Raw genomic sequence first — 16650 nt, 5'->3', positions numbered from 1 at the left:
CGATCGGCCCGGTGTGCTGGAGCGTCAGAACCGCAACCAGCCCCGCTTGGCCGGTGTGTGCCGATCCGCGTACGGCCACGGCCAGTGCCGCTCCGGAACCGATTCCGCCCGCACCTGCTTGAGCTGGGTGCGCAGGAACCGGCGTACGTCATCGAGCGTGGGATCAGCCCAGCGGTTGACGGCCTCGATCGGATCGCCGGTCAGGTCGTAGAGCTCCCACTGGTCATCGAGCACATCGTTGCGGTACCGGTCGCCGCCGCGCCCGCTGAACGCCAGCTGCCGCACCCCGGGCTCGGTCCAGACGCCCGGATCGTCGAAGCAGCGCACCAACTTCCACAACCGCCCGTCGTATCTCTGGACGAGCCCCTCGAAATTCCCGGCGACATCTGCGGGCACCCTGATGCGTAGCGGTGCAGGGGGATTCGAGGCGACTCCGAACATCCGTGCCACCCCCGATGCCCCGGTGTCGCCTTCGAGGACGTTATCGCGGGTCATCAGATACACCGGCCGGTCGGCATCGGCGGGGGCGCCGTCCACCACCGGCATCAAGTTCTGCCCCGGCAGCGGATGCACCTCGCTGAACGTCTCGGCCAACACCGCGGCGGTCCCGGCCACGTCGACGCCGGCCGCGCCCAGCAGCGTCGGCACCAGATCCACGTGCGAGGTGGGCGCGTCGACGGTGCGTGCCGAGGTGGCTCCGGCACCGATGCGCGCGATGATGAATGGCACCCGGGTGGCCTCGTCGTACAGGTTGAACCACTTCTGGTGCAGCCCGCCATGCGCGCCGAGCAGATCCCCGTGATCGGAGGTCCGCACCAACACCGCGTCCGTCGAACCCTCGGTGACGGCGCGGCGCACCCGCTCCAGCGGACCGTCCACCTCCGCGTGCAGCCGGTAGTACAGATCGCGGTACTCCTGCGCCTTGCGCCGGTAGGTCCGTTCGATCGCCCCGGCCGGGCCGTATCCGGAGTAGTACGCCTCACGGAACGCGGCCTGGGCCGCGGGCTTGGACCGAAGATCCTCATCCGCGGTCGGGGCGGGCGGCACCGGCGGCGGATCCAGCGGTGAGGCGGCCAAGGGGGAGCGTCGGGCCCACGCCGGAAACAGCACGATGTCATGCGGATTGACGAAACTGGCCACCAGCAGGAACGGCTTCAACGCCTGCGCATCGCCCGCGCGGCGACGGGCATAGCGGTCCTCCAACCACGCCACGATCCGGTCGGCGAACAGCGGGTCACGCCGAAACCCGCTGTTGCCCATCAACGCCCCGTGCGGCTCGGGGCCGACCCAGCCGGAGAAGCCGTAGGGCGCCAACGGGTCGGCATCGAGGTACTTCTGCACGGCCGCCGGGTCGACGACACCTTTGGCATCGTTGGTGGCCAACGGTTTTCCGGTCTTCGGGTCGGTCAGATCGGCATGCGAGATATGCCATTTGCCGTCGTAGTGGGTGTCGTATCCGGCGGCGCGGAACCAGTTGCCCAGGGTCGGCACCTCACCGGGGCGCAGCCAGCGCAACCGCGAATCGTCATACCGTTTGCCGATACCGTCGGTCTGGGTGACCCCGTGCAGATCCGGGTACTGCCCGGTGAACAGCGTGGGCCTGCTCGGCACACACGCCAGCGACCCGGTGTAGTGCCGGGTGAAGCGCACGCCGTGCTTGTCGAACCAACGCCACCCGGCCAGGGTGGTCTGCCGCCACTGCCGCAGCGCCTCGGGTTCATAGGGCGGCGCGGCGCGTTCCTCGTCGGTCATCAGGATGACGATGTCTGGGTCCATATGTGAATCTCACACCGTGCGCCCAGCATGGTGGGGGAGAATCGCCGCATGTCGACACCGCCGCCCGACCCGGCTACTCGGCGGATACCGCGTCCGCCCCGACCGGAGGTGCCGACCCAGCGGATTCCGCGCCCGGAGCCACCGACAGAGCAGCTCCGCGTCCGGGCCGAACCGGCCACCGAGAAGATCGCCCTGCCGCAGCAAGCCCCGCCGCCCGCACCGCCGAAGAAACGCAACACCCAGACGATCGTGCTGGTCGCCGTCATCGTGGTCGCACTTGTGGTCGGCAGCCTGGCCGGCGCCGAACTGTATGCCAGATACAAAGCGGCCGCCCTGCTGTCGAGCATCACCGACTGCCTGGTGCAGGACGGCGCGAATGTCTCGTTCTCGGTGAGCCCGCCGTTCCTGTGGCAGTACCTCTCCGGTGACTACACCAACATCTCGGTGGCCACCGACGGCAACCGGGTACAGGAAGCCAAGGGGATGACCGCCGACGTCACCCTCAGCAAGATCGCACTGAAGGACTCCGCAGACTCGAAGGGGACGATCGGATCCCTGGACGCGACGCTGTCCTGGACATCGGACGGCATCAAGGACACCGTGGCGCAGAATCTGCCGGTGGTGGGGAGCCTGGTCACCGGCGTACACACCGACACCGGCGCGGGCACGCTGATCATGGAGGCCGCCGGCGGCACCACGGTCACCGCACAACCCGCGGTGGCCGACGGCAAGCTGAATCTGAACGTCACCGACGTCACCGGCCCGTTCGCCAAGGACACCGTCCAGACCGCGCTCAACGATCTGACCACCAAGCTCAACGACAACTACCCGCTCGGCATCAAGGCCGACAGCGTGCAGGTGACGAGCACCGGTGTGGTCGGCAAGTTCTCCAGCCGGAACGCGACGATCCCGTCCGGCACGAGCAATTCCTGCTTCGCCGATCTCTAGGCGACGAGCCTGATGGGCAGGTGACTGTGCCTGCGAATGATGTTGTTGACGGCCCACACCGGCCGGCCCGTCACCTCGATCCGATCCACGTGTTGCACCAGCGCGCGCAGGATGGCGACCGTCTCCAGCCGGGCCAGGCCCTGACCGGCGCAGGCGTGTGCGCCATTGCCGAAACCGACGTGCCGCCCGGCGTCGCGGCGGATGTCGAACGTCGCCGGGTCGTCCCAGGCGTCCTCGTCGCGATTGGCCGATGCGTAGAGCACCAGCACCCGGGACCCGGACGGCAAGGTGGTGCCGGCGATCTCGCCGTCCTGGCGGACCCGACGGGCGAACGCCCGCAGCGGTGACTCATAGCGGACGATCTCGTTGACCGCGGCCGGAATCAGATCCGGGTCGTCCTTGAGCAGGCGCCACTGTTCGGGGTGCGTGCCCAGCAGGTACAGCGCATTCGAGATCGCGCTGATGGTGGTGTCCAGCGACGGGGCGATGTAGTCGATCATCAATGCCGGGCACGCACTGTGGTCCAGCACGCCGGCGTCGGCCGCGGTCAGCAGTTCGTCGACGATGCTGCCGGGCAGGACATTGCGCTGCCGTACCACCCGGCGGGCGAACCGCAGCATCTGCAGTGCCCGAGGCATCGCTTTGACCGCTTGCCAATTGAGCGGTCCGAGGATGTCGAAAGTGGCCCCGCCCCATTCGATCAGGTGCTCACGCTGATCACGCGGCCAGCCGACCAGATCGGGGACGATGGCCAGCGGCAGCGCGGACGCCAACTCCACGCCGTCGACGTCCCGGCGGCGCACCGCCTCTTCGACCACCGTGTTGGCCTGTTCCTCGACGGTGTCGCCGATGGCGCGCAGGGCGCGGGGCAGCAATCGGTGCGCGACGAGTTTGCGTCGGTCAGCGTGCTCATCGCCGTCGCTGGCCAGCGTGGTCCCATGGGACAGCTTGTTGGACAAGCTATTCAGGGACACACCTTCGCGGGACAGGAACTGCTCATCGTCACGCAGGGTGGCCTTGCATTCCGGGTAGCGCGGCAAGGCGAAGCACTTGTGCCGGTCCAGCCACACCACCGGCCCGAGCCGGCGCAGCTTCTCGTAGTGCGGGTGCGGGTCGAGGATGGCATCGGTGCTGTACAGGTCGGCGGCATAGGTGGCGGTCATGAGATCCTGCTGGCCACGGTGAAATCCGGTCGCACGAGCAGGGTCTGGCCGCGTAGCCAGTCGGCGGCGGCGCCGGACACGATCTGTACGGTGGCGCCGCACGCGTCGGCGTGCGCCTGTTCGGCGTCGGAGAGCGGACGCGCGGACACCACGGCGAATCCGTTGCCCCACGGCGCGCCCGGGTACAGCCGGCCGGTGAGCCGGCTGCGGCTGACTCGGCCGTCGCGCACCTTCAGTGCCGGCGTGGTCGAGTCGACCATCTTGGTGCGCAACCCGGGGATCAGGTGCAATCGCGGTACGACGACGCGGCGCAGCAGATCACCGAGCCGGCCGCCGCTGGTCATCGCCCGGCCCACCATCAGGGCCAGCCGGATCATGGCACGAGCGTGCGGTTTGCGTTCGCGCTCGTAGGTGTCCAGGACCTCGGGCGGCAGCTCACCGTGCAGCACGCCGGCCAGCTTCCAGGCCAGATTCATCGCATCGCGCATTCCGGCGCCCATGCCCTGGCCGATGAACGGCGGGGTGAGATGTGCGGCGTCGCCGAGCAGGAACGTGTTGCCGTGCCGCCAGCGTTGCGCGAGCAGCGCGCGGAAGGTGTACTCGGCGACCCGGACCAACTCCAGGTCGGGTTCGGTGGTCCAGGGTGCCAACAGCGGGCGCAGCGCCTCCAGGGTGCCGTAGTCCGAGGCGGATTCACCCGGCAGTAGCTGGAATTCCCAGCGGTAGCGGGCATCGCCGATACGCATGTACGTGGCGGCCCGGCGGGTGCTGCACACCTGGTACACCCCGTCCCATTGGCGAAGATCGGCGGTGGTGGCGATATCGACCACCAGCCAACGCTGTTCGAAGCCGAGGTCCTTCATGGCGACACCGACGCTGCGGCGCACCAGGCTGTTCGCCCCATCGCAGCCCAGGATGTAGTCACACTCGATCACCGCACCGTCGGCCAGGGTGATCCGGCCGGGCTCGACACCGGTGACCTCGACCCCCGCGCGCAGATCAATCTGTGGATACCGGGATGCGTTGTCCCGCAGGAGCGTCTCCAGCTCGGGCTGGTCGAACATGTTGGCCTGCGGGAAGCCGCAGCGCCCGGGCCCGCGGTGGAACCGGGCCATCACATTCAGCTGCTCGTCGACCAGTTGCAACCCGAGAGCGGGCCGGGAGACCTTGGCGAATTCGCCGGCCACACCCAGCCGGTCCACGATCCGGTACACCTCGTCATCGAGGTGGACGGCGCGGGGCTGCGGGTAGACGTCGGGCCAGCGCTCCAGCACCAGGGTCTCGATCCCGTACTGGGCCAGCAGGGTGGCGACGGTCATTCCGGTGGGCCCGGCGCCGATGACGGCCACCGAGACATGTGTCACCGGTAGCGCACCGTCAAACGCTGTGCGCCAAGGTCGATCGCACCGTCATCGGTGCCGATCGTGGCTTCCACGATATCGCCGTCGCGCAGGTACTTCGGGTTGCCGGCCTGCCGCTTGAAGAACGCCTTCCACTTCACCGCCGGCGGCAGCAGGTTGCCGATCATCTCGATCACCTTCGCCGGGGCCACCAGCGCGGTGCCGGCGGGGGTGCCGGTGAGCACCAGGTCACCGGCGGACAGATCCTGGAATCTGGTCAGCGACTGCAACGCCTGCAGCGGCCGGTACAGCATGTCCCCCTCCACGATCGCGTTCTGTCGCTGAGATCCGTTGACGCTCAACCGCAACCGGAGGTCGCCGAATCGCTTGAGCTCGTCGGCATCGAGTAGCACCAGCTCGGGGCCGGTCGGGGTGAACGTGGGGTAGGACTTGGCCTCGTAGAACTGGGTCTGGGGCAACTGGATATCGCGAGCCGACACGTCATTGGTGATCACCAGGCCGGCGATGACACCGGGCAGGTCGGCCTCGGAAAGGGTTGTGCCCACCGGGATGTCGCGTCCGATGACCAGGCCGATCTCGACCTCGTAGTCGAGGAACCGGACATGCTGGGGCTTGACGATATCGTCGAACGGCCCGCTGATCGATGCCGAGGACTTACGGAAGAAGGTCAGGGGCACCGTCTTCGGATCCATGCCCGAGTCGCGGACGTGGGATTCGAAGTTGGTCATCTGCGCCACCACCCGGCACGGGGCGGTGACGGGGGAGACCAGCGCGAGGCTGTCCAGCGGCACACTCTGGCCGTTGCGCGCCGCCTCGATGGCGGCCCGGTCGGCCAGCAGCGCGCCGGTGGTGGCGGCCTCGGTGTCGATCCGGGCGGCCCCAGTGGGCGTCTTGACCCACCAGGCGTCGGCGGTGCGCAATACGGAAATGGTCATGAGGAAGCAACTTTCAGTAGGCCGGCCAGGCGCCGGATATCGAATTCGTTGTCGCCGCACAGTGCGGTCAGCAGGTGCGCGGCTTCATGGCGGACCGATTTCACGTCGGTGCCCAGGAAGTCCCGGCTGACCGGCGGGCCCCACTGCGACAGGCCGGTGGCGGTGAACGGCGCCCAGCCGGGCTCCAGCGTGTTGTCGAACATGTCGCCGTCGGCGTAATGCTCGACCAGAAAGCCGTCGGGGTCGCGCCAGTAGTCGAACAGCTGGCTGCCCTGGATGTGCCGCCCGATACCCCAGGAGCGGAAATAGCCACGCTCGCGCAGGTATTCGCCGCCGGCCGCCAGCGCGTCGAGGTCGCTGACCTGGTAGGCAGAATGCACGTAGCGGTTCGCCGGACCCAGCGCCAGGGCCAGGGTGTGGTGATCGGCCGGGGTGGCGCCCCGATCGCATCGGATGAAGCTCATGGTGGGGCCGCGGTCGCGCTGACCGGGGAAGTAGAGGAAGTCGCTGACGATCATCCCGAACAGGTCCAGGTACCAGTTCAAGGTCCGGCGGTAGGTGGTGGACTGCAGCACCACGTGACCGAGGCGTTGCACGCGGGCCGGGACCCGCGGGGGGCGCTGAGTGGCGTTGGTGCGGGTGACGGTGCGGCCGGTGTTGTGCACGAGCGGAGGTTGGACGGGCAGTTGCGGCAGGGTGTGCATCCCGGCGACCACCCGTACCGGTGTGCCGCCCGGGTCGGCGAGGTCGACGGCCAGCCCGCCGATCGCCTCCGGCAGCGCGTGCGCCGCGACGCCGGTGTGCTCGGCCAACCGCAGCACGTCCACCTCGTCGGCGGCCTGCAACGCCAGCCCGGCGAACCGGGTGGCCGGCCCCTGGCGCAACAGCACGCATGGCGCGTCCGCGTCGGTGCCGCGCAGATGTACCTCGCTGGGGGTGCGCAGAGCGGTCTGGAACCCGAACGCGCGGGCGAACGCTTCGGCCCGGGTCAGATCGGGCTTCTCGAACTCCAGCCAGGCCAGGTCGACCACCTTGATGACCGGGTTACGCGAGCGTCCGGGATGTTCACCCTGGTGCGCGCCCTGCTCGCTGTGCAGGTCTTTGTGCACGTCAGTGTCCATGCTGCCCCCTTTTCTGACGAAATCGTCACATGAGACGTGGCCGTCAGTCAATGTTTCTGACGAAATCCTCAGAAATGAGCTACGCTGCTGTGCGTGCCTGAAGCACCCGTGGGCCGGGTCGACTCCCGTAAGCGGCGCACCCGCGCCGCGCTGATCGAGGCCGCGCAGGCGTTCGTCGCCGCAGGCCGGCTCAATGCGCCGATCCTGGAGATCACCCAGGCCGCCGATGTCGGGATGGGCTCCTTCTACAACCACTTCGCCACCAAGGAGCAGTTGTTCGAAGCGGCGGTGACGGAGGCGCTCGACGCGCACGGAGCCCTGCTCGATGCGTGTACCGCCGAGCTCGACGACCCGGCTGAGATCTTCGCGGCCGCCTTCCGGTTGACGGGTCGGTTGTTCCGTAGCCGGCCACAGGAGAGCCGGGTGTTGCTGGCCAACGGGATGGCCCTGTTGGTATCGGATCGCGGCCTGGCACCTCGGGCGCTGCGTGACATCAGGGCCGGGGTGGCTGCGGGGCGGTTCCGGGTCCCGGATCCCGAACTTGCGCTCGCGATGGCCGGTGGCGCGTTGCTCGGGTTGGGCAATCTGCTTCAGGCGCAACCCGATCGCGACGACGCGCACGCAGCCGATGCGGTGACGGCGGACTTGCTGCGCCTGTTCGGCATGACCGAGGACGATGCACGCGAGATATGCGCGCGTCCGCTGCCCGACCTCAGCGTCCGGGCCGCCGCGAGCTGACGCGATTGTGCGGAATCATCGGTCCCGATCGGCGAGTCGGCAATGAAACCGCACAAACTCGCGCCGGGTCTAGAGGATGCCGAGGATATCGTTCTTCAACGCCTCGGCCTCGGTGCCGAACACCGCCTGCACACCGTTGCCGACTTCGATGACCCCAGCGGCGCCAAGGCTTTTCAGCCGGGCCTGATCCACCTTCGAGGGGTCGGCGACCTCCATCCGCAGCCGGGTGATGCACGCGTCGACGTTGACCAGATTCGCCCGTCCGCCGAACGCGGCGATCACCTGTTCGGCCTTCGAATCCACCTGCGCGTCGGACCCCACGGGCACTGCGACGGCGGTCGCCGAATCGGCACCCTCGCCGAGATTGGCCTGCTCCTCGGCCTCGAACTCGTCTTCCGGCTCGCGACCGGGGGTGCGCATATTCCATTTGACGATGGCGAACCGGAACAGCAGGTAGTAGACGGCGAAGAACACCAGGCCCATGCCGATCAGCAGGGGGATGTTCTTCGCCGCCGGCGCGGTGCCGTAGAGCAGCAGGTCGATCAGCCCGGCGGAGAACGAGAACCCCAGATGGATATCGAGCAGATAGGCAATCGCCAGCGACAATCCGGTCAGGACCGCGTGGATGACGTACAGCGGGAACGCCACGAACATGAACGCGAATTCCAGCGGCTCGGTGACCCCGGTGAGGAACGCCGTCAGCGCGGCGGCGGACAGGATGCCGACCGCCACCTTGCGCTGCTTCTTGTTGGCGACGTGGATCATCGCCAGCGCCGCGGCCGGTAACCCGAACATCAGGATCGGGTAGAAGCCGGAGGTCAGGATGCCCGCGCTCGGGTCACCGGCGGCGAACCGGGTGAGCTCACCGGTGACCGTCTGCCCGCCGGGGGTCTGGTAGTCGCCGTAGAGGAACCACACATACGAGTTCGGGATGTGGTGCAGACCCAGCGGGATCAGCATCCGGTTGGCGAAGCCGTAGACGAAGGCGCCGAACGCCCCGCTGGCGCCGATGAACTTACCCAGGCCGGTGAGGCCGGCGTCGAAGAGCGGGTAGAAGTAGCTCAGACCGAAGCCGATGAACAGCGCCGCCAGCGACACCACGATCGGCACGAACCGTCGTCCGCCGAAAAAGCCCAGATACGAGGGTAATTGGATGGTGTGGTAACGGTCGAACAGCCACGCGGTGACGAGTCCGACGACGATACCGGCGAATACGCTGTAGTTGATCTGGGCCTGCTCACCGGATTTGTCCAGCTGGCCGGCCAGCACGATCGGCGACATGGTCTTGAACACCGCCTCGACCACCAGATAGCCGACCACGGCGGCCAGTGCGGTGGAGCCGTCGGCCTTGCGGGCGAAGCCGATGGCCACGCCGACGGCGAACAGCAGCGGCAGATGCGCGAATACCGCGTCACCGGCGGCGCTCATCGCTTTGAAGAACGCGCCGATCACCGGGGTGTCGATACGGCCGAGCAGATCGGGCTGCCCCAGTCGCAACAAGATGCCGGCCGCGGGCAGCACCGCGATCGGCAGCATGAGACTCTTGCCGAGGCGCTGTAACTGCGCAAATCCCGGAATCCGCGGACTACTTTGAGGTTTCGTCGACCCACCCATTCGGGGAGCTTAAACGAGAACCGGTGAACCCGAGACCCGGTTGCGCCGGGATCGTAGTGTTGAGCACCATGACCACAGAAGTTCTCGCGCCGGTCCCCGGCCGCGCGGTGGCGCTCAGTGAGGTGCCCGACCCGGTATTCGCCCAGGGTATGGTCGGCCACGGTGCTGCCATCGATCCGCCCCACACGGTGGTCGAGGCGCTGGCCCCGGTCAGCGGCACGCTGCTCAAACTGATGCCGCACGCCTATATCGTGCTGACCCCGGCCAAGGTCGGTGTCCTGGTGCATCTGGGTCTGGATACCGTCGCGCTGAACGGGGAGGGCTTCACCACCCACGCCGCCCAGGGCGATGAGGTCACCGCCGGCCAGCTCATCATCACCTACGACGTGCCCGCGGTGGTCGCCAAGGGACTCAACCCCGTCGTGCCCGTGGTCATCATGGACGAACGCGAACCCGGCCGTATCACCCAGCGGGCCGATGGCGAGATCGCCAGTGGTGCAGAGCTTTTCCTGGCGACGAAATAATGGAAGTCGTCATCGCGCCCGATACCGGAACGCTCGGCATCCTCGCTGCCGACGCCATCGCTGCCCTGCTGGCGCGCAAACCCGACGCGGTGCTGGGGCTGGCCACCGGATCGTCCCCGCTGGTCGTCTACGACGAACTGATCGCGCGTCACCAGGCCGGGCTGCTCAGCTTCGCCCAGGCCCGCGCCTTCACCCTCGACGAGTACGTCGGGTTGCCCGCCGAACATCCCGAGCGCTACCGCAATGTCATCGACAACGTGTTCGTCTCCCGCGTCGACTTCGCCCACGGCGCAGTGGACGGACCGGACGGCCTGGCCGCCGACATCCCCGCCGCATGCGCGGCCTACGAGGACGCCATCATCGCCGCCGGCGGGGTCGACCTGCAGATCCTCGGGATCGGCACCGACGGTCACATCGCGTTCAACGAGCCGGGGTCCTCGCTGGCGTCACGCACGCGGATCAAGACGCTGACCCGCCAGACCCGCGTGGACAACGCCCGGTTCTTCGACGGCGATATCGACGCGGTGCCCACGCACTGCCTCACCCAGGGCCTGGCCACCATCATGGCCGCCAGGCACATCGTCCTCATCGCCGCCGGCGCGGCCAAGGCCGAAGCGGTGCATCACCTCGTCGAAGGGTCCGTGTCGGCCATGTGGCCGGCGACCATCCTGCAGCACCATCCCCATGTGAGCGTGCTGCTCGACGATGCCGCCGCCCGGCGCTTGCAGCTGTCCGACTACTACCGCGAGGCCTACCGATCCAAACCGGCTTGGCAGGGTATCTGAGTGCTGATCGCCGCCGACACCCTGCTCACCGGAGCGGAACTGTTACGGCCCGGGTGGATTGACCTCGCCGGGGACACGGTGCGCGCCGTCGGGGCGGGTCACCCACCGGCGCCTGCGGACCACACGGCGGCCGTGGTGGTGCCGGGTTTCGTCGACACCCATGTGCACGGCGGCGCCGGAGCCGATTTCTCGGCGGGCACGCTGGCCGCGACATCGGCGGCAGCCGGGCTGCATCGCCGGCACGGCAGCACCACACTGATCGCCTCCTTGGTGACCGCGGCGCCCGATGACCTGCTGCGCCAAGTCGGTGCGCTGGCCGAACACACCCGCGCCGGCCTGATCGACGGCATCCACCTGGAGGGGCCGTGGTTGTCGGTCCATCGCTGTGGCGCCCATGACGCCTCGCTGATGCGTGACCCGGATCCCGTTGAGCTCACCCGCATTCTGGACGCCGGCGGCGGTGCGGTGCGGATGGTGACGCTGGCGCCGGAGCGCGCCGGCGCGCTGGAGGCGATCGCCACGCTGACCGACGCCGGGGTGGTGGCCGCCGTCGGGCACACCGAGGCCAGCTATGCGCAGACCAGGGCGGCGATCGACGCCGGCGCGACGGTCGGGACCCATCTGTTCAATGCGATGCGCCCCATCGGGCATCGCGCACCCGGCCCCATCGTCGCGCTGCTGGAGGATCCGCGGGTGACCGTCGAGCTGATCACCGACGGTGTGCACGTCGACCCGGCCATCTACCGGCACGTGTGCCGAAGCAGCGACCGGGTCTCGCTGATCACCGATGCGATGGCGGCCACCGGTGGCGCCGACGGCCACTACCTGCTGGGCACCATGTCGGTCGAGGTGCGGGACGGGAAGGCGCGGGTCGCGGGCACCGACACCATCGCGGGCAGCACCGCCACCATGGACGCGGTGTTCCGGTTCGCTGTCGCCCACAGCGGCCTGGGCCGCGATGACGCGCTGCTGCAGGCGGTACGGCAAGCCACCATCAGTCCGGCTGGTGCGCTGGGGCTGTCCCGTCCCGGCTTGGTGCCCGGGGCACCTGCCGATGTCGTGACAATGGATGCTGATCTGGGCGTGACCGGCACGCTCTACCGGGGGAGTTGGGCCGTCACACCTGGCGGCGACGGCGGCGTCGGTACCGCCACACCTTGACGGCGAGGTAGACGCCGGTGCCGATCAGCACCATGGTCGGACCACCGGGTGTGGTGGCGCCGTCATCGGGGCTGGGGACGTGCTTCGTCGGCGCAGCGTCCTCGGGTTCGGTCAGCGTCAGCTCCTCGATTGCCGTCGCGGCATCGCTCGCCGAACTGTCCATCGTCATGTCCTGTGTCACCCTCATGCCTGTGGCCGCCATGCTGGCAACGGCTACGACTGTACAGAGTGAGGGTTACTGGCGGGTATCCGAGAAGTGCACCGGGTGTGCCGCGTCACACCTGCGGCCTGATCGCGCGGGTGGCAGCACGTGGAGTACCGCTCACGACGCTGAGGAGCAGGGCATGATGAGACGATGCCCGAACGCAATGTGCTCGGCGGTCCGCTGGAACCCTGTGGGACGGAACCGCTCACCGGCTTCTACCGTGACGGCTGCTGCTCGACCGGCCCCGAGGATCCGGGTATGCACTCGATCTGCGCGGTGGTGACGCGGGAGTTCCTGGACCATCAGCGTTCCATCGGCAACGACCTGTCGACACCGATGCCGCAGTACCGGTTCCCCGGGCTGCAGCCGGGCGACCGGTGGTGCGTGACCGCGCCCAACTGGCTGCGCGCCTACGAGGACGGGTGCGCGGCGCCGGTGGTGATGGCGTGCACACACGAGCGCACCCTGGATGTGGTGTCCTTGGAGGCGCTCGCCGAACATGCCGTCGACGTGCCCGACGACGCCAGCGATCTCTGACGGCCGAGCACGGTCCCGCAGGGCTGCGCCCACCGCCGGTGTAGCCCACCCGAACGTCACGGTGTTGGGTAGGCTCGGCGCTCAAATGATCGACTCTGACGACGTGCTACCCATCCTGCCGCGCGAGCTGACCACGATCTCCGACGAGGTCCGCCACGTCCCGGCGCCGGCGATCCCGCAGATCGCCGCACCGTACGCGGCCCGCCTGGCCGACCCCGATTCCGACGCCGAGCTGGTCTCGGAGTGGATGAACCTGCCGCATCTGGCCGAGGCGTGGGAGTACGACTGGCCGCCGGAGCGCTGGCGGTTGTACCTCAAGGCTCAGCTGGCCGGCACGTTCTCTCGCCCGTTCATCACCAGCCGTAAGGGCGAGCAGATCGGGTACATCGAATTGTACAGAGCGGCAAAAGATTCCATCGCCACGCGGTACGACGCCGATCCCTACGACCTGGGCATGCACGCCGCGATCGCCGACACGAAGTTGGTGAACCGGGGTATCGCCCCGCTCATCATGCCGAAGCTACTGGCCGACCTGTTCGCCGCCGAGCCGCAGTGCCGCCGCGTGATGTTCGACCCCGACCACCGAAACGTCGGTGCCCGCCGGCTGGTCGAATATGTCGGATGCACGTTCCTGGGCGAACATCAGATGTCGAATCGCCGGATGGCACTCTATGTGTTTCCCCGGACCCCGGACGACATCCCGGAGCACCAATAGCCGCTCGGGGTCAGTGGGCCATCATCGCGGCGTAGCCGTCGTGGTCGGGCTTCATCGCCGCGGCGACCAACTCCCACAGCACCTCGTCGGTGCCGCCGCCCACCCGGGCCAGCTTCATATCGCGCCACCACTGACCCATAGGGGTCTCGTCGATGAGATAGCCTGTGCCGCCGAAGATGTGCATGCACTCCGAGACCACCTCTTCACCGAGGCGGGCTGCGGTGACTTTCATGGCGGCCGCGGTGCGCAGGTCCAGCTTCTTGCCGGCCGCGATGCCGGTCAGGGCGTGCCGCAGCATGTCCACCCGGGCCTGCAGGTCGGCGATACGCATCCGCAGAGCCTGGTGTTCGTACAGCGTGTGACCGAATTGGCGGCGATCCATCATGCGCGCCAAGGTGATTCCCAGCAGGCGTTGGCAGTTGCTGGCGACCTGGCCGGCCACCGACATCCGTTCGTGGGCCAGGCCCCAGGAGATCGCGGCCAGGCCGGTGCCCGCGCGGGCCACCAGCGCCTCGGCGGGCACCCAGGTGTCGATGTGCACGGCGGCGGTGTCCAGCGGCCCGGCGCCCACCTTGCGGTAGGGCGCCTGAACCCGCACCCCGGGATCGTCGAGCGGCACGGCGATGACGACGACGTTGCCCTTCCTGCTGGACGGGTCGTCGCCGACATCGCGCGCCACGGCCATCACATAGTCGGCGATGGGTGACAACGAGACGAACTTCTTGACCCCTCTGACCTCGAAACCGCCACGCGCCGAACGTACTTCGGTGCCGACGATCTGCAGGTCGGAGCCACCGGACTCCTCAGAAGCGCCGATGCACAGCACCGCGTCACCGCGGATGGCCCGCTCTGCGATATCGCGCAGATAGTCGTTGCGGGCGAATCGGCGCAGGATGGCGATCGCCGAATCGTGCAGACTCACCCCGACGGCGATACCGGCCGAACCCAGCTTCCCCAGTTCGATCGCCAGCGCGATCACGTCCCCGACGTCGGGTTGCTGCGCGTCACCCCATTTGGCGGCGAACACGCCCTCCCGGCCCAGGTACTCGATGAGTGCGCGCGGAAAGTGCTCCGTCGCTTCGGCTTCGGCAGTCCAGGCCCTGACCTGATCGTTGAACACCCGCTCGAGCAGGGCGGAGAAGTCCTCGTCGGACGGCGCGGCGAGCGTCACGGTGCGGCCTCCAGATTGCGCTTGACCTCGAGCCTGCGCAGCTTGCCCGAGGAGGTGCGCGGCAAGGACCCGGGCCGCATGAACACGACTTCGGCAGGCACCACACCGCATTCGGAGGCGACGCGCTGCACCAGCGCACTGCGCGCGGCGGGTTCGTCGGCGCCCTTGAACTCCGCGGCGATCACCAGGCCGGGCCGCGTCGAGGAGCCGTCGGTGCCGATCGCGACCACCGCTCCCGGGCGGATTCCGTCGACCTGGGCGGCCACCTGCTCGATCTCGGTGGGGAAGATGTTACGTCCGGCCACGGTGATGATCTCCTTGGCGCGCCCGCAGATGACCAGGCTGCCGTCCAGCAGGTACCCGATATCGCCTGTGGGAAACCAGTTTCCGTGCTCGACCGGCGTTTCGCCGAGGTAGCCGGTCATCATGGACGTGCCCCGGATCTCGATCTCGCCGACCTCGCGATCGGCGATGCTGTCGACGAACTGCTCGCGCGGGGCGACCCGGATTTCCATCCCGGGGATCGCCTCACCGAGCACCGCGTGCTTTCGGGCGAAGCCGCCGTCATCGCTGACGACGTGGATCTCGTCGAGCCGCAGACCGCTGCCGGGCGTGGGAACGCTGACCGCACAGTTGGATTCGGCCAGGCCGTAGGAGGGGGCGAGGGCGCCCGGGTCGAGTCCGAAGCGGGCCATCTCGGTGGCGAACCGTTGGCTGCCGTCGCAATCGACGGGTTCGCCACCGTTGAGGGCGAAGCGCAGGTGCGAGAAGTCCGCGTCACTGACCAGGCGGGCGTATTTCCCGACGATGTTGTAGGCCATGTTCGGCGCCGCGGTCAGGGTGGCGCGGCTCTCGGTCAGCCAGGTCAGCCAGCCGAACGGCTGGGCGGAGAACGCCGAGGTGGGTGCGTGCCACAGGTTCGCGCCGCCGAGCGCGGTGGTGAGCAGGAAGGACAGCCCCATATCGTGATACAGCGGTAGCCAGGAGTGCCCGGTGTCGTCTGCTCCGACGCCGACGCGGTCCACCAGTGCCCGAAGGTTGGCCAGCACCGCCTCGGGTGAAAGTTGGGCGGTGCGAGGCGTGCCCGTGGATCCGGCGGTGCCCTGCAGGACCGCGACGGTGCTGCCCACGGTGCCGTGGTGGGTGGCGGAGCGCTGAGCGTGCGCGACCGTCGTCACATCGGCCACGGTGACGTCGCCGCCGACGGATTCGAGATCGCGAAGGTGGGTGCCGTGGCTGAACACCGAGCGCACGCCGACGCCTTCGAAGCGCGACAGGGTGGCTCGCGCCCAGCGTTGCGGTTCGGCGCCGCGGACCGGTCCGGGCAGGATCGACACGGCGGCCCCGGCCAGCAGGGCGCCGGTGATCGCGGCGATGAATTCGACGTTCGGATCGCCCACCAGGCCGACGGCCTGGGTGCCCTCGGCGCAGATGCGGTCGGCGACGTTCTCGGCGCGGGCGTGTACCTCTGCCCACGGATGGCGGTGCCAGGCGCCGGCGGCGGTGTCGAAGACGTGCAGGTCGTTGTTCGACCCGGTCATCGCGGCCGAGAGGGCCTGGGCGAGGACACTCACGAGTTGGCCTGCCCGGCGGGCAGTTTGGCGGTGATGGTGTCCTCCAGCTGGCCGATGGTCTCGCAGCTGAGCAGGTCTTCTTCGGTCAGGGCCGCGTCGAGGCGGTCCTCGATGGCCACCATGCCGACGGCGAACGCCACCGAATCCATGCCGAGATCGTCGATCAGCCTGGAGTCGCGGGTGACCTTGCTGACGTCGATGCTGAGATCGTCTCTCAGGACCGCGAGCAGTTCAGGGTTGACAGCAGCGGACTGTGACTGTTCCATGTCGGGGGACGCTACACCGGGCAGTTAGCTAAGGCTAGGCTTACACCGGCTGGGGC

At 68.4% G+C, this 16650-nt stretch carries 17 protein-coding genes; 7 read left to right on the top strand and 10 right to left on the bottom strand.

From position 1 onward, the window contains the following. Positions 1–24: 24 nt before the first annotated feature. Positions 25–1776 (bottom strand): sulfatase-like hydrolase/transferase, encoded by a 1752-nt coding sequence (locus tag QN239_RS23475; protein WP_499014098.1) that lies wholly within the window; start codon positions 1774–1776, stop codon positions 25–27. Between the two features lie 48 nt (positions 1777–1824). Between QN239_RS23475 and QN239_RS23470 the strand changes: the two genes are divergently transcribed. Beyond that, entirely contained in the window at positions 1825–2724 is a 900-nt protein-coding gene (locus tag QN239_RS23470) for an LmeA family phospholipid-binding protein (protein ID WP_499014096.1), read from the top strand. Here QN239_RS23470 and QN239_RS23465 read toward each other — a convergent pair. Genes QN239_RS23465 through QN239_RS23450 form a run of 4 tightly spaced genes read right to left on the bottom strand, consistent with a single transcriptional unit; the run spans position 2721 to position 7304 of the window. Continuing rightward, positions 2721–3887, bottom strand: coding sequence for a cytochrome P450 (locus QN239_RS23465; protein ID WP_499014094.1), 1167 nt, complete (start codon positions 3885–3887; stop codon positions 2721–2723). The genes QN239_RS23470 and QN239_RS23465 overlap by 4 nt on opposite strands. Continuing rightward, positions 3884–5251 (bottom strand): bifunctional 3-(3-hydroxy-phenyl)propionate/3-hydroxycinnamic acid hydroxylase MhpA, encoded by a 1368-nt coding sequence (gene mhpA / locus QN239_RS23460; protein WP_499014092.1) that lies wholly within the window; start codon positions 5249–5251, stop codon positions 3884–3886. Before mhpA ends, QN239_RS23465 begins: the two co-directional genes overlap by 4 nt. Continuing rightward, complete coding sequence (locus QN239_RS23455) at positions 5248–6183, bottom strand: fumarylacetoacetate hydrolase family protein (protein ID WP_499014091.1); 936 nt, start codon at positions 6181–6183, stop codon at positions 5248–5250. Before QN239_RS23455 ends, mhpA begins: the two co-directional genes overlap by 4 nt. Next, on the bottom strand, positions 6180–7304 hold the full coding sequence (locus QN239_RS23450) for a VOC family protein (protein ID WP_499014089.1): 1125 nt from the start codon (positions 7302–7304) through the stop codon (positions 6180–6182). The genes QN239_RS23455 and QN239_RS23450 overlap by 4 nt, the downstream gene beginning before the upstream one ends. 93 nt (positions 7305–7397) lie before the next feature. Here QN239_RS23450 and QN239_RS23445 point away from each other — a divergent pair, with 93 nt between their 5' ends. Further along, positions 7398–8042 (top strand): TetR/AcrR family transcriptional regulator, encoded by a 645-nt coding sequence (locus QN239_RS23445; RefSeq protein WP_499014087.1) that lies wholly within the window; start codon positions 7398–7400, stop codon positions 8040–8042. 69 nt (positions 8043–8111) lie between these two features. On the opposite strand, the gene QN239_RS23440 is transcribed toward QN239_RS23445, so the two are convergent. Beyond that, the gene (locus QN239_RS23440; RefSeq protein ID WP_499014086.1) at positions 8112–9656 is read right to left on the bottom strand and encodes a PTS transporter subunit EIIC; all 1545 of its coding nucleotides are present in this window, start codon (positions 9654–9656) and stop codon (positions 8112–8114) included. Between the two features lie 68 nt (positions 9657–9724). Here QN239_RS23440 and QN239_RS23435 point away from each other — a divergent pair, with 68 nt between their 5' ends. Genes QN239_RS23435 through nagA form a run of 3 tightly spaced genes read left to right on the top strand, consistent with a single transcriptional unit; the run spans position 9725 to position 12126 of the window. Next, positions 9725–10180 (top strand): PTS sugar transporter subunit IIA, encoded by a 456-nt coding sequence (locus tag QN239_RS23435; RefSeq protein ID WP_499014084.1) that lies wholly within the window; start codon positions 9725–9727, stop codon positions 10178–10180. Further along, positions 10180–10965, top strand: a complete 786-nt coding sequence (gene nagB, locus QN239_RS23430) for a glucosamine-6-phosphate deaminase (RefSeq protein WP_499014082.1) — start codon at positions 10180–10182, stop codon at positions 10963–10965. Before QN239_RS23435 ends, nagB begins: the two co-directional genes overlap by 1 nt. Then, positions 10966–12126: an N-acetylglucosamine-6-phosphate deacetylase gene (nagA, locus tag QN239_RS23425; RefSeq protein WP_499014080.1), complete on the top strand. Its 1161-nt coding sequence runs from the start codon at positions 10966–10968 to the stop codon at positions 12124–12126. On the opposite strand, the gene QN239_RS23420 is transcribed toward nagA, so the two are convergent. Then, a complete protein-coding gene (locus QN239_RS23420; RefSeq protein WP_499014078.1) occupies positions 12083–12295 on the bottom strand; it encodes a hypothetical protein in 213 nt (70 codons plus the stop codon). The genes nagA and QN239_RS23420 overlap by 44 nt on opposite strands. A gap of 186 nt (positions 12296–12481) precedes the next feature. Here QN239_RS23420 and QN239_RS23415 point away from each other — a divergent pair, with 186 nt between their 5' ends. Further along, positions 12482–12868, top strand: coding sequence for a DUF2237 family protein (locus QN239_RS23415; RefSeq protein ID WP_090355242.1), 387 nt, complete (start codon positions 12482–12484; stop codon positions 12866–12868). 85 nt (positions 12869–12953) lie between these two features. Continuing rightward, positions 12954–13583, top strand: a complete 630-nt coding sequence (locus tag QN239_RS23410; RefSeq protein ID WP_499014076.1) for a GNAT family N-acetyltransferase — start codon at positions 12954–12956, stop codon at positions 13581–13583. Between the two features lie 10 nt (positions 13584–13593). On the opposite strand, the gene mbtN is transcribed toward QN239_RS23410, so the two are convergent. The 3 genes from mbtN to QN239_RS23395 are packed head-to-tail and all read right to left on the bottom strand — an operon-like array spanning position 13594 to position 16618. Next, positions 13594–14754, bottom strand: a complete 1161-nt coding sequence (gene mbtN / locus QN239_RS23405; RefSeq protein WP_499014074.1) for a mycobactin biosynthesis acyl-ACP dehydrogenase MbtN — start codon at positions 14752–14754, stop codon at positions 13594–13596. Then, complete coding sequence (gene mbtM / locus QN239_RS23400) at positions 14751–16328, bottom strand: long-chain-fatty acid--ACP ligase MbtM (protein WP_499014072.1); 1578 nt, start codon at positions 16326–16328, stop codon at positions 14751–14753. Before mbtM ends, mbtN begins: the two co-directional genes overlap by 4 nt. Beyond that, on the bottom strand, positions 16325–16618 hold the full coding sequence (locus tag QN239_RS23395) for an acyl carrier protein (protein ID WP_267290616.1): 294 nt from the start codon (positions 16616–16618) through the stop codon (positions 16325–16327). Before QN239_RS23395 ends, mbtM begins: the two co-directional genes overlap by 4 nt. Between the last annotated feature and the right edge of the window lie 32 nt (positions 16619–16650).

This window comes from Mycolicibacterium sp. Y3 (assembly GCF_051188035.1).
Lineage (GTDB): Bacteria > Actinomycetota > Actinomycetes > Mycobacteriales > Mycobacteriaceae > Mycobacterium > Mycobacterium fluoranthenivorans.
This window is presented reverse-complemented; position numbering and strand designations above follow the sequence as displayed.